We start from the raw sequence: 13,737 nt of genomic DNA, 5'->3' as shown, positions 1-13,737 counted from the left end.
GGCCGTTGCGAGTCGTGAAGTAGAGGTCAGTATGGGAAAGGAACGTACCATCACTGCGTGAAAATGTAACAGGAGCGCGAGTTGAATGCAATGATGTGGGCCGACGAGTTGACCCCTGTGGCACCGAGACCTATAATCCCGCCGACATTGTCACGAATCGCATAGCAGTACTCAGACCTATGATACGGACGAAGATTATTGGGACTGGCTCATACCTCCCGGAACGGGTGGTGTCGAATCGCGAGGTGGGGGCTTCGTTAGGCCTCGACCCGGCGGATGTCTTTCGCCTGACAGGGATTGAGGAACGGCGCTGGGCTTCTGCCTCCCAGGCCTCTTCCGATCTTGCGGTGAAGGCAGCCAGGCAGGCGCTTGACGCGGCAGGGCTCCCGGTGTCGGAGCTGGGGGCGATCGTGCTCTCGACGACCTCTCCCGACTCGGTTTTTCCTTCCACGGCCTGCCATGTGCAGCGAATGCTCGGTTGTGGCACGATCCCGGCCTTCGATGTGGCGGCGTCCTGCTCGGGCTTTCTCTATGGACTTTCGATGGCCGATGCAATGATTCGGAGTGGCCAGGTCAGGACCTGTCTAGTTGTGGCAGCGGAGGTGAAGTCCCGTTCTATCGACCCAGCTGATGGCGATACCGTGCTCTTGTTCGGCGATGGAGCCGGTGCGGTGGTCTTGCGGGGCGAGCCAGAGACCTGCCCGCCCGGGCGTGGCATTTTGGGGATTCGCCTCCATGCAGACGGGTCTCAGCATGGTTTGATTATGATCCCAGCCGGAGGCTCGCGGATGCCGACGACGGCGGAAACGGTTGAGGGGAAGCGTCATACGTTGCGGATGCAGGGGGCGCCGCTCTTTCGTCTGGCCGTCAAGCGGTTGGAGCAGGCGATCCAGGAGATCGTGAAAGAGTTCGGTGTCGATCTGCAAGATCTTGCGCAACTGGTCTTGCACCAAGCCAACGGGCGGATTCTCGGTCAGCTCACGAAGCGGCTGGGGGTCTCGCCGGAACGGGTTTGTTCCGTGATCGGCCGCTATGGCAATACCTCGTCGGCTTCCTTGCCGATTGCGCTCGATTACGCCGTTCGGTCGGGGAAGATTTCGCCTAATGACATGGTCCTCCTGGGCAGTTTTGGCGGAGGCGTGACGTGGGCGACAGGGTTGGTTCGTTGGTAAAAGGCTGTGACGGCTCGGTGTGCAGGCCATCATCCGGCCGCGCACAAAGCTCATTGTATTTGAACCGAGGAGTGTTGCGATGTTATTTGGATTGATCCCTCGAGAAGAGGCCTTCTTTGAGCTGTTCAAGAAGGCCGCACATAATATGATTGAGGGGAGCCGCCTCCTCAAGGTGATGATGGAAGACTTTCGGTCCCCCATCGAACAGGCCCAGGGGATCAAAGACGTTGAGCATATTGGCGATGGCATCACGCATGACATTGCATTTCGCCTGAACCGGACATTTATTACGCCGATCGATCGGGAAGATATTCACGATCTGGCCAGCGCCCTCGACGATATTCTGGATGTCACGGAGGCGATCGCCGACCGCTTCGTGTTATACAAAGTGACGAAGCCGACCCCGATGGCGATCAAGCTGGCGGACATCCTGTATCAGGCGTCTGTGGCCGTGGGGAGCGGAGTGGACCGGTTGGGGCTTGCGCATCCCGAGTTGAAAGAATGCAGCGTGCGCGTGAATAGCCTGGAGAATGAGGCGGACCGAGTGTCCCGCGATGCGATCTCGGCCCTCTTTGAAAAAGAAACCGATCCGATCGCGGTGATTAAGTGGAAAGAAATTTACGAGAACTTCGAAGCGGGAACCGACCGCTGCGAAGATGTCGCGAACATTCTTGAGCGGATTGCGATCAAACACCACTAATGCACGTAAGACGTGAAAGGTGAAACGTGGAGGCAAGAGAGAGCGTCATGATCGTTCTGTCCCTGCCAAAATGATTCCGGACCTTTCACCTTTTACGTCTCACGTTTCACGGATGGATCATGCCTGAACTGACCGGAATGTTATTGGTGGTCGTGGTGCTGGCGCTCCTGTTCGACTTTTCGAACGGGTGGCATGATAGCGCCAATGCGATTGCGACCGTCGTTTCGACGAGAGTCGTGAGTCCCTTTGTGGCGGTCATGGCGGCCGGCGTCCTCAATGTGGCCGGGGCCTTCATGTCGACTGCTGTGGCCAAGATGGTGGGGTCGGGAATCGTCAATCCGGCTTTAGTCACCCAGGAAGTGGTGGCGGCGGCCTTGGCCGGTGCGATCCTCTGGAATCTCTTTACGTTGTTGTTGGGTTTGCCGACCAGCTCTTCTCACGCCTTGATCGGCGGCCTGGTCGGGGCGGCGGTGACCCATGGAGGCTGGACCATGGTGAAGTGGTCCGGGCTCCGGCCTGTGATGGAAGCCATGGTGCTCGCGCCGTTCTTCGGTTTTGCCATCGGACTCTCGTTGATGGTGCTGATCAGTTGGGTCTGTTTTCGCGTGACCAGGAGCCTGGCCACGCGGCTGTTCAAACGGCTGCAGCTCGTGTCCGCCTGTTTCATGGCCTTCAGTCACGGGGCCAACGACGCGCAGAAGGCCATGGGGATCATTACGCTGGCCCTGCTCTCTGCCGGGCAGATTCCTTCCGGTGAGGTGCCGGGATGGGTGATCGGCGCCTGCGCGGTGGCGATGGGATTGGGTACGGCGGTGGGCGGGTGGCAGATCGTCCGGACGCTGGGGATGGGCATCGTGAAGCTGGAGCCGGTGCACGGGTTTGCGGCGGAGACCGGCGCGGCAGCGGTGCTGCTCGTGACGGCCCACATCGGTCTGCCGGTGAGTACGACTCAGACCATCACGACCTCGGTCATGGGGGTTGGCGCGATCAAACGGCTCTCGGCGGTCCGCTGGGGGCTCACCACCAGAATCCTCTACGCCTGGGTTTTCACACTGCCTGGCTCCGCCCTGCTGGGGTCGCTCATCTATGTGATTGTGACCAGATTCAGCTAACCGGTGGATTGATCGGTTGCGCGGGCAGCCGGACGACAAAGCGGCTGCCGGTTGGAATGTTTGCCTCGACCCACACCCGCCCTCCCAGCCCCTCGACGATGTGTTTGACGATCGCCAGCCCGAGCCCTGTGCCGCCTAATTCCCGCGAGCGGGCCTTATCGACTCGATAGAATCGTTCGAAGATGCGAGGACGATCCCGTTCGGGGATGCCGATGCCGGTATCGGTCACGCTTAGCTCGACCGCCGTGGTCAGCGTAGGCCGTTCGGTCTTGTCAAAAACCGGGCGGGCCGCGACGGTGATGGTGCCTCGCTCGACGGTGTATTTGACGGCGTTATCGAGCAAGTTGGAGAGGACTTGCATCAGCCGGTCTTCATCGCCGAGCACCGGAGGCAGACCGTCAGTCACCTGCGACACGAGTTGGTGCCCCTTCTTGTCCGCTACGGGCTTGATCATGGCTAGCGTCCGTTCGATGACTCGCTGGATCGGCAGGGGGTCCCGCTTGAACTGGATCTTTCCCGATTCGATTCGTGAGAGCTGGAGGAGGTCTTCCAGGATCAAATTCAGCCGGTCGCTTTGCTTGAGGATGATATCCAGGAACTTGGCGCTGGTCGCCGGATCGTCTTTCCCGCCGTCGAGCAGGGCTTCGACATAGCCCTTGATCGAGGTGAGGGGGGTTCGGAGTTCATGTGAGACGTTGGCGACGAAATCTTTTCGAATGGTTTCCAGCCGCCGGAGTTCGGTGATGTCGTGGAAGACGAGGATCGCGCAGGCGTCGTTCTCCCGCTCTCCGCCTGCGATCGCCGCTTCGATGTGGAGACATTGCCCCCCCGGCAGCAGGACGATCTCGTCTTGCTGTCCGGTTCTCGTGGCGAGCACGGTTGCGATCAGCGTATTCAACTCGGGATGTCTGAATACATCGGACGAGGGGCGTCCGCGGGTCTCCGATCGTGTGACGGCGAACATGCGTTCCAAGGCCGGATTCACTTGGAGGATGCGGCCACGATCGTCCAGAACCATCACGCCTTCGACCATCGAGGTCAGCATGGCCAGGAGTTGGCCCCGGTCTTCGGAGAGTTCATGGATCTTGGCTTTTAGCTGGTCCGTCATCTGGTTGAGCGTGTCGGCCAGGAGGCCGACCTCATCCCGCGATCCGGTTCTGATGCGAACGTCGTGATCGCCGCCCGCCAGCTGCCGCGCGGCGATTGCAATATCGGAGAGGGGCTTCGTGATGCTGCGCGCGAGCCCCACGCTCAGCGCGATGGCAATCAGGAAGGCGATCCCGAAGGCGAGGGCCAGGTTCTTGTGCAACTTGTCCACTTCACGGTCGAAGGTGGTCATTGGCAGCCCGAGCCGCAAGAAGACGGAGGGCGCCGCCTGATTCTGGCTGGGCAATCCGATCGCCAGATAAAGAGTGCGCTCACCGGTGGTGTGGCTCCTGCGCAGGTCCGTCCCTCGTCCTGTGGCCATCGCTTGCTGAATTTCCGTCCGCGCCAGATGGTTCTCCACCGCCGCGAGGCTGCTGTCCGGCACGGCGCTGTCGGCCAACACCTGTCCATCGGGAGCGACGACGGTTATACGCGCGAGGGCCAGCGAGCTGAGATCCCGTATGGCTGTTTGTAGCTGGGCGGTCGAAGCCGGGGTGCGTGGTTGCGCCAGAAACGGTTGCAGTCCGTAGGCGACGAGGCTGGTTCGCGTCTCCAGTATCTGTTTCGAGCGGACGATTTCCTGTTGTTCAAGGGAACGAATCGCCAGGGTGCGGGCGATGAGCAGTCCGCAGGCGAGGACCAGCAGGGTTCCAATTGTGACCTTCCACCGGATGGAGAGGGTCATGCTGACGGATCCAACTCTTTGAGTTTATAGCCTAGAGATTTGACAGACATGATCGCGTCGTTGAGCGAGGGGAGCTTCTGTTTGAGTCTGCGGACATGGACATCGACGGTCCTTGTCGTCCCGTAGTAGTCGTACCCCCAAATGGTGCTCAGGAGGATTTCCCTCGTCAGGACCCGGCCGGGATTGCGCAAGAGCTGTTCGAGCAGGCCGAACTCTTTCGCCGTGAGGGGAACCTCGGTGCTCTGCACCCGGACTTCGTGCCGCGCCAGATCCATGACGAGGTCGCCATAGTGATATTGGGCGGGGTTCTCGCTCGGTTTTCGCTCCAGCCGCCGGAAGAGGGCTTTGACGCGGGCGACCAAAGTTTTGGGGCTGAAGGGTTTGGTGACGTAGTCGTCGGCTCCCAGCTCCAGCCCAATGATTGTGTCGGACTCCTCCGCCTTGGCGGTCAACATGATGATGGGGAGCAGCGCCGTGTCCGGAGCGGATCTCAAGCGTTTGCAAACCTCCAGGCCGTCCATCTCTGGCAGCATCAAGTCGAGGACGACCAGATCCGGCTTTTCCTGTTTCACTTGCCGGAGGCCTTCTGCTCCAGTTTTAGCCGATACGGTTCGAAAGCCCTCTTTCTCTAAGTAGAGGGTGATCAATTGGAGAATGTCCTGCTCATCTTCGACGATGAGGATTTTTTTGTGTCCAGGGCTTGGCATGGTTGGTGGCGCCAGCCTACGGGTGAGGGGGCAGACTGTCAAGACTGGCGGGAAGGACTGGTATGCCGGGGGCCGATCAGAGGCCGACAGGGCCTGTCGATCGGGGCCAATTATGTTGACGGAGCCGGCTGCTCTGACGTAAGGTGAACGGCAATGATTTGTGCGTATATGGGGACGAAGGGAAGGTATCCTGATGAAGATCTATCTCGCCAATCCACGCGGGTTTTGCGCCGGAGTCGACCGCGCGATCGATATCGTTGATCTCTCGTTGAAGAAGTACGGCGCGCCGATCTATGTGCGGCACGAAATCGTCCATAGCCGGCATGTGGTGAACTCGCTTCGCACCAAGGGTGCCGTGTTCGTGGAAGAATTGGGAGAAGTGCCGGAAGGGTCCGTCGTGATCTTCAGTGCCCATGGCGTTGCCAAGTCGGTCTGGGACGAAGCGAATCGGCGCCGGCTGCATGTGATCGATGCCACTTGTCCGCTGGTCATCAAGGTCCATAACGAGGTCAATCGCGACTATACACAGGGCTATGACCTCATCCTGATCGGCCATGCCGGCCATCCCGAAGTGATCGGAACGCTCGGGCAGATCCCGGACAAGTTCCATCTGGTCTCCTCGGTGGAAGATGTCGAGAAGCTGCAGGTCGAGAATACCCACGATTTGTCCTATGTCACGCAAACGACGTTGAGCGTCGATGAATGCCGGGATATCGTCGGTGCGCTTAATAAACGGTTTCCGCATATCAAGGGGCCCCATCAGGAAGATATTTGCTACGCGACACAGAATCGCCAGAATGCGGTGAAGGCGCTCTCCTCGCTGGTGGATGTCATTCTGGTCATCGGGTCGCCTAATAGTTCGAATTCCAACCGGTTGCGGGAATTAGGGGAGCGGTGCGGGATCGCCTCCTACTTGATCGATGCCGCCTCCGACATCAATCCCATTTGGCTTTCGAATGTGAAAGCGGTTGGGATTACCGCCGGTGCCTCGGCTCCGGAAGTCTTAGTTGAAGAGGTGGTGACCTACCTCAAGACCTTCGGCCCGGCAGAGGTCGAAGACCTGACCGTGGTCGAAGAAGACGTCGAGTTTCTCCTCCCTAAAGAGCTGATTACTATTGAGTCTTCCAACAAGTCTGTCGGGGTTCAGGCCGGGTAGCAGATTTTCGTCGCCATAGCACCCTCTCCCTAAATGTTGTAGGTCCTCGTCTGCCTGCCTACCACTGGCAGTATTTTTCTTTGATTTCTTGTTAGCCCTGTGCTACAAAATTCGACATTCTCCCGCTTGAGTTCTTTCGAGACACGCTACCGAAGGAGTCGCCGATGTATCTGAAATCCCTTGAGATGCTGGGGTTTAAGTCGTTCGCTGAAGCCAAGATTCAATTCCCGGATGGCGTCACCGCCATCGTGGGGCCGAACGGGAGCGGAAAGAGCAATGTCGTGGACTCGATCCTCTGGGTGCTTGGTGAGCAGAGCACGAAGGCGCTGCGCAGCGAGAAGATGGAAGATGTGATTTTTAACGGCACTGAGTTGCGGAAGCCGCTCGGTATGGCCGAGGTTTCGCTCGTGATCAGCGGACTGGACCGGATCAATGTGGACCCCCAGTCCAATTTGTCGAGCCAACTGTCGGAATATCAGGAGCTGATGATTACGCGCCGTCTCTATCGGAATGGCGAGAGCGAATACCTCATCAATAAGACTGTCTGCCGGTTGAAGGATGTCCGGAGCATCCTGTTGGACACCAGGGCCGGGACCAAGGGGCACACGGTCATTGCCCAGGGGCAAATCGATCAGATCCTCAATGCCTCGCCACAAGATAGGCGCGAGTTGATCGAAGAAACTGCCGGCATCATTCGCTATAAGAAGCAAAAGGCGGAGGCATTGCGCAAGTTGGATTCGACGCAGCAAAACCTCTTGCGCGTGCGGGACATTATCGCCGAGGTGAAGAAGCAGTTGAATTCGCTTGAGCGGCAAGCACGGCAGGCGCGGTCCTATCAAACATTGCATCAAGAGGCCAAGTCGCTGGAGATCCAGCTGCTTACGAACGAATATCGTGTCCTTCGCGCGACGATCACGGATGTCGAGGCGGAGCTGCAACAGCTGGAGGATCGCGAGTCAGGACAGGCCGCTGAGCTGGCGCGTTTGAATGCCGAGCTTGAGCAGGTCAAATTTGCAATTGCCACGGCGAGCGAGGCGATCGGGCAGCGGCGGGATGAGCTGTCGAAGCTCGAGCAGCAACAGAGTCAGGCCTTGACGGCGTCGGAAGTCGAGCGTAATCGCGGTGAGCTCTATGCGCAGCAGCAGAGCCAGGGAGGGCAGGAACTCGAACGCCTGACCCAGGAGCAGCAGCAGAGCGCAGTGGAAGCGGCAGCCCTCGAGGACATGCTGGTCGCATTGGAGCGTGAATGTACGGAGCGGGAGCAGGCCTTCGCCACGCTCGAGGGGGAAATGAAGGAGCTGGTTCAGCAACGAACCGCTGCCCTGGCTGAAGAGGAACGAGGGCGTCGGGACGTCCTCAATCTGGCGGTGCTGGTCGCCAATACCGAACAGACGCTGGTGCAATTGGCGACGCGCATTCAAGAAGCGGCGGATCGTGAGGCGCGGCTGGTTCGTGAACAGGAAGATTTTCGTCTGCAGCATGTGACCGCCGCGGATAAGCGCCAGACGCTCCAGCAGGCCTGCCAGGAGGCAGAGCAGTTGGTTGCGGATCTGCGCCGGCAGCGGCAGGCGGTAGAGGAGTCGAGCGAGCATGTCGCGGCCGAGCTGGTCGAAGTCGATCAGTCGGTCTTGCGCCAGTCGGAAGAGCTGGCCTCAGTCGATTCGCATCTCCGGACGTTGCAAGGCGTGTTGCAGGAAGATATGGGATATGGGCGGCGCGGCGACGAAGAGTCCACGGCCCTCAAGGCCTGTGCCGGGGTTCGTGATGCGATTGCCGAATGGCTGGTCGTGCCCGCAGGCTGGGACCGGGCGGTGGAAGCGATTTTGGGCGAGCGGGTGAAGGGCTGGTTTGTCGATAGCCCTGCCGCGGCTTGTGAGGCGATTGCGTTTCTCAAAGGGAAAGATCTCGGTCGGGGCACCTTCATTCCGCAGCAGCCTCGTTGGGCCGCTCGGGACGCGGCGTCACAATCCTGGTGGCCTGCGTTGGAGGGCCAGTCCGGGGTGATCGGCCGCGCGGTCGATTTGATTTCTGTGCAGGGTGAGCGTGAAGCGGCCCGTGACTATCTGTTCGACCGGATCCTATTCGTGGAGACGCTCACGGATGCCACGACCTTGTGGGCGCAGCAATCCTATGCGGCTCCCGATGGGCCAGTCCTTGTTACGCGCGCAGGGGAAGTGTTGGATGCAGCCGGAGTGATGACGGGCGGACAGGTCAGTGAGACCGGAGGTCTGTTGCAGCGGCGCCGAGAGGTGCTGCACCTGGACGCGCAGCGCGCCGCTCTGACCGGGGCTGTTGAAGAGGGCAAACAGCGGCGGGAACGATTGCTGGTGCAGGGACAGGAGTTGCGCGAGCAGAGCCGGCAACTGGTGGAGTCGCTGCGGAACGCGGAAATGCGCGGGCTCTCACTGCAAAAAGACGAAGCCGGGCTCCAGCATGTGCTGGGAGATTTGACCAGGCGGATCGATACCTTGACGAATGATGCGCAGCGAGGCTCAGCCGAGGTGCAGCGGCTCAATCATGAGGTGCAATCCACGCAGGCGCAGCTCGCCCAGTGGATGGCGGAGAAGGCAGGCCAGGAAGCCGAGGTCGGTCGCGTGCGCGACCGGGTGGCGCAGATCGACCAGGATACGCAAGGGCTCCAGCAGCGATTCACCGAGGCGCAATTGGTGGCGCAGGAAATCAGAACGACCCGCGAACATCACCGGCGCGACCTCCTGCGGCTTTCGCAGCAGCAACAGGACGCGACCGTGCGGATTGAGGCCTTGACGCGCCATGTCGAGGGACTCGCGGTTTCGATCGAGCAGAGCCGGATTGAACGGGAGCAGCAAGAAGAGCGTTGCCGTGGGCTGAGTGAGTCGTCCGCCCTGGTCAAGGCCCAGTTGGTCGAGCTGCAAGAAGCTCAGGCGCAGGACATGGCCTTGGCGCATCAGCTCGATGCCGGATTGGAGGAGGTGCGCCACGTGGTCTCGTCTCTTCGCGAGTCCCGCATGGCGCTGGAGGTCAAGAAGGCGGAAGTTCGGGTGCAATTGGGCACGGTCGAATCCACGCTGTTTGGAACCTACCAGGTTGACCTTGCGACGCTGCTTAATGCGCCAATTGTAGAGATGACGGATGAGCAACTGTCCCTCGGGGAGGCGCCTGTGCCGGAAGAGCAACCGGTCGTGGACGAGGTGGCGCTGAGAGAGCAGTTGCAGAAGCTTCGCGAGAAGCTTGACCGTCTCGGCCCGATCAATCTGGCGGCTATTCATGAGCATCAAGAGTTGGATGAGCGGTATCGGTTCCTGACGACGCAGGAGCAGGATCTCTCCACGTCGATCAGTTCGTTGAAGGAAATCATTCAGCGGATCAACCTCACGACAAAAGATATGTTTGCCACTACGTTCGCCGAGCTTCAACAGAAGTTCAGTGAGGTGTTCGTCAAGTTCTTCCCCGGTGGCAGGGCCGCACTTCAGTTGGTTGAAGTGCTGGCGGATGAGACGACGGAAGGGCGCGGACCGCAGGAGCCTGGAGTCGATATCGTGGTGCAACCGCCGGGCAAACGGTTGAAGAGCATCACGATGCTCTCGGGTGGCGAGAAGACCCTGACGGCGATGGCTCTGCTCTTTGCGAGCTTCCTGATCAGGCCGACGCCGTTCTGCATCCTCGACGAAATCGACGCGCCGCTGGACGAAGAGAATATCGGACGTTTTACCGGCGTCTTGCGTGAGCTCTCCGAGGGGGCGCAGTTTATGGTCATTACTCACAACAAGCGGACGATGGCCATCGCCGATTCGTTGTTCGGGGTGACCATGGAAGAACCAGGCATCTCGAAAATCGTGTCGGTGAGACTCGGAAATTTGCAGTCCGTTTGAACAGACAGGACGGGCAAAAACGTTCGTGTTTCAAAGGACTTCCGTTCCGCATTTCTTGACTCGACGCAGGGGGGTCTGGTATATACCCGTATGCGGGTATATGCGATAAATATGCCGCTCGTCGCTCGAACCTCATGGGCGCAACGCAGAGTACCTGCGCTGTTCCATCCACCTACATTTTCCATAGACCATTACGATAATGAACCTGATTCGAGCGTTTCTAGGCCGCCTATCGGATAGTCTCTTCGTCTCCGTTCCGGAGAAGTTGGGCTTGGCGACCGAGTCGCCCAAGGCCCCACCGTTGCGGTTGGTGTCGGATAAGTCTCCGCTCTCCGTACCGCTCGACATTGCGGCCCGCCGCCCCACCAGCCACTCAGTCAGTCAGGTGGATGCGCTCGATGACGCGGTCAGACGCAGTCAAGCCTGGTTTTTGTTCAGACAACATGAGTCTGAAGGCTATTGGGTTGCCGAACTCGAAGCCGATACGACTTTGACCTCTGAATATATCCTGTTGCGGCGGTTTCTCGATCGGGTCGATCCTGAGCGGGAGCGCAAGGCTGTCCGCTATCTCCGTGCCATGCAATTGCCCGATGGTGGCTGGCCGATTTTCTACGGAGGCCCCTCGGAGATCAGCGCGTCGGTGAAGGCCTATTTCGCATTGAAGTTGAGTGGAATTCCGGCCGACGAGCCCTACATGCTGCGGGCCCGCGACTGCATTCATGCCAAGGGCGGCGTGGTCTCCGCGAACGTTTTTACGAAAATCACCTTGGCCCTGTTCGAGCAGTACGATTGGGAAGGCCTCCCGAGCATGCCGCCGGAGATCATGCTCCTGCCGAAGCGGTTCTATTTCAGCATCTATGCGATTTCCTATTGGTCTCGCGCGGTTTTGATTCCCTTGTTGGTGGTGTTTGCGAATCGGCCCGTCTGCCGTATTCCCACGGAGCAGGGGATTGACGAACTGTATCTCTTCCCCCGGGCGCAGATTCGTTATCGCGACGTGCCGCCTTTCAATAAGGACCAGCGATGGTTCACCCCGCATAATTTCTTCGTTCAATTGGACGGGGTGCTCAAACTTTACGACAAGATGCCGCTCAGTTGGCTGCGAGAGAAGGCCTTGCACAGGGCTGCCACTTGGATGTTGGACCATATCAAGGGCAGCGGAGGACTGGGGGCGATTTATCCGGCCATGGCGAATTCGATCGTGGCCCTTCGCTGCCTAGGCTATGAGGTCGACGATCCCTTGGTGCGAAAGGCGTTTCAGGAAATCGAAGCGCTGGAAGTCTACGATACCGTGTCGATCGGCGAGCAGCGCGTCGAGGCGCTGCATCTTCAGCCCTGTCATTCGCCGATCTGGGATACGGCCTTGCTCATGAACGCCTTGATCGAAACCGGGATGTCACAGGATCATCCCTCGCTTCAGAAAGCGGCTGTCTATCTGGCCTCGCGCCAGACGAAGCTGGTCGGCGATTGGAAGTTTTCGTCTCCGAACGCGGAGCCGGGCGGCTGGTACTTCCAGTTTGAAAACGAGCTCTATCCCGACGTGGACGACTCAGCCGTGGTGTTGATGGCGCTTTCGAAAGTCCGGATGGCTCAGGCTGCCGATCTGCAAGAATCCATTCAGCGGGGGACGAATTGGGTCCTCGCCATGCAAGGGTCCGATGGCGGGTGGGGGGCCTACGACAAGGATAATAATCGCATCGTCTTCAACTACATTCCCTTTGCCGACCACCATGCGCTGCTCGATCCCAGCACGTCAGATTTGACCGGACGTTGTCTCGAGATGCTGGCGGCGTTGGGCTACGATCAGACCCATCCAGCCGTGGCGCCGGCCCTCCGGTTCCTCAAGCGAGAGCAGGAGGCTGACGGCAGTTGGTACGGCCGGTGGGGCGTGAATTATGTTTATGGCACCTGGTCTGTGCTGGCCGGCCTTCGCGCGATCGGCGTAGACCTTTCGGAACCCTATATCTGTCGGGCCGTCGCCTGGCTTGAGTCGAAGCAGAATCCCGATGGCGGATGGGGCGAGTCCTGTCATTCCTACGGCGACGATCCTGAGTGGAGCGGGAAGGGGGACAGCACCCCCTCCCAAACAGCCTGGGCCATCATGGGGCTGATGTCGGCTGGGATGACCGATGCCTTCAGCGTTGCGCGCGGCATCCAGTATCTGCTGCGCCATCAAATGAAAGACGGTTCCTGGGAAGAGGTCCGCCATACCGGCACCGGATTCCCCCGGGTGTTTTATCTCCGCTACCATTGGTACTGCCAATATTTTCCCTTATGGGCCTTGGCGATGTATCGGAATTTGCGGACGCGCGGGAAAATGCGGGCGGATGAAGTGCGGGAGCAGGTGGTGGCGTCTGGGTGCCATCGAGCCAATCCGTGAGCATTTCTTCGACTTCCGTCGTTGGCGCGGGGCCATCCTGCTCAGAATCTTCGGTACTTCCCATTGGCATCTTTGCCGCGACTCGCTGGGAACTGCAGGCTGTCAGGCGCGCACTTCCCACGGATCGTGTGGCGACGGTCGCGGGCGTCCGTTGTCATATCGGGCAGAGCGGGGATCGTGCCTACTGGCTGATCCAGACCGGCGTCGGTCCCGAGGCGGCTGGCAGGGTCGCGCGAAAGGTGCTCGCGACGCAGGCCATGTCGCTGGTCATATCAACGGGTTTCGCTTGTGCGCTCGCACCGGCTCAGGTGGGAGACCTCATGTTGGGCACGGAGGTTTTCCCTCTCGATATCGAAGAGGCCGGGATGATGAAGGGCGATTCTCTGCTGTGCGATGAGGCTGTGCTGTCGGGCTGTTTTGCCGTAGCGCAGGATGCAGGGATGGTCGTGCGAACGGGAGCGGTCGTATCTGTGCCGATCGTACTGTGGCAGGCCGAGGAGAAGCGTCGACTGCGCCAGTTGACCGGTGCGACCGGACTTGATATGGAAAGCGCCGCCATTGCAGCGGCGGCTCGGGAACAAGGAATGCCCATGGCGATCATGCGGACGGTCTCCGATCTCGAGGATGAAGATCTTCCGCTTGACTTCAATCTCTTTCTCAGGCCCACTGGCTGGGTTCAAGGTATATGGTCGCTCATCAGCCGTCCGTCCAGTTTGGCGGGGTTAAATCGGCTTCGGCAACAGAGTCGGGTAGCCGCGGATCGATTGACGGAATGGTTCCAACATTATGCGGAAGCGGGCGGCGGCTTACGTCGTGAGCTCAGGTAAG

General features: G+C 59.5%; 9 protein-coding genes. 7 read left to right on the top strand and 2 right to left on the bottom strand.

Translation table 11 applies throughout. The annotated features are described in order from the left end of the window. Positions 1 to 179: 179 nt before the first annotated feature. The 3 genes from NT179_05775 to NT179_05765 all read left to right on the top strand — a co-directional run bounded on the left by NT179_05775 (position 180) and on the right by NT179_05765 (position 2,984). Positions 180 to 1,172 (top strand): ketoacyl-ACP synthase III, encoded by a 993-nt coding sequence (locus tag NT179_05775; GenBank protein MCX5721522.1) that lies wholly within the window; start codon positions 180 to 182, stop codon positions 1,170 to 1,172. 79 nt (positions 1,173 to 1,251) lie between these two features. Then, positions 1,252 to 1,872, top strand: a complete 621-nt coding sequence (locus NT179_05770) for a DUF47 family protein (GenBank protein MCX5721521.1) — start codon at positions 1,252 to 1,254, stop codon at positions 1,870 to 1,872. 119 nt (positions 1,873 to 1,991) lie between these two features. After that, a complete protein-coding gene (locus NT179_05765; GenBank protein MCX5721520.1) occupies positions 1,992 to 2,984 on the top strand; it encodes an inorganic phosphate transporter in 993 nt (330 codons plus the stop codon). Here NT179_05765 and NT179_05760 read toward each other — a convergent pair. Next, positions 2,977 to 4,815, bottom strand: coding sequence for an ATP-binding protein (locus NT179_05760; GenBank protein ID MCX5721519.1), 1,839 nt, complete (start codon positions 4,813 to 4,815; stop codon positions 2,977 to 2,979). The two genes, NT179_05765 and NT179_05760, sit on opposite strands and share 8 nt — an antisense overlap. After that, the gene (locus tag NT179_05755; GenBank protein MCX5721518.1) at positions 4,812 to 5,522 is read right to left on the bottom strand and encodes a response regulator transcription factor; all 711 of its coding nucleotides are present in this window, start codon (positions 5,520 to 5,522) and stop codon (positions 4,812 to 4,814) included. Before NT179_05755 ends, NT179_05760 begins: the two co-directional genes overlap by 4 nt. A 193-nt stretch (positions 5,523 to 5,715) precedes the next feature. Here NT179_05755 and ispH point away from each other — a divergent pair, with 193 nt between their 5' ends. The 4 genes from ispH to NT179_05735 all read left to right on the top strand — a co-directional run bounded on the left by ispH (position 5,716) and on the right by NT179_05735 (position 13,736). After that, a complete protein-coding gene (gene ispH, locus NT179_05750) occupies positions 5,716 to 6,678 on the top strand; it encodes a 4-hydroxy-3-methylbut-2-enyl diphosphate reductase (GenBank protein ID MCX5721517.1) in 963 nt (320 codons plus the stop codon). 164 nt (positions 6,679 to 6,842) lie between these two features. Beyond that, entirely contained in the window at positions 6,843 to 10,529 is a 3,687-nt protein-coding gene (gene smc, locus NT179_05745; protein MCX5721516.1) for a chromosome segregation protein SMC, read from the top strand. 199 nt (positions 10,530 to 10,728) lie between these two features. After that, complete coding sequence (gene shc / locus NT179_05740; GenBank protein MCX5721515.1) at positions 10,729 to 12,909, top strand: squalene--hopene cyclase; 2,181 nt, start codon at positions 10,729 to 10,731, stop codon at positions 12,907 to 12,909. Beyond that, a complete protein-coding gene (locus NT179_05735) occupies positions 12,906 to 13,736 on the top strand; it encodes a hypothetical protein (GenBank protein ID MCX5721514.1) in 831 nt (276 codons plus the stop codon). The genes shc and NT179_05735 overlap by 4 nt, the downstream gene beginning before the upstream one ends. Position 13,737 lies beyond the last annotated feature (1 nt).

It is taken from the genome of Nitrospirota bacterium (assembly GCA_026387665.1).
In the GTDB taxonomy this organism is placed as follows: Bacteria; Nitrospirota; Nitrospiria; order Nitrospirales; family Nitrospiraceae; genus Palsa-1315.
Note: the sequence above shows the minus strand (reverse complement) of the source record. Positions and strands in the feature narration are given on the sequence as shown.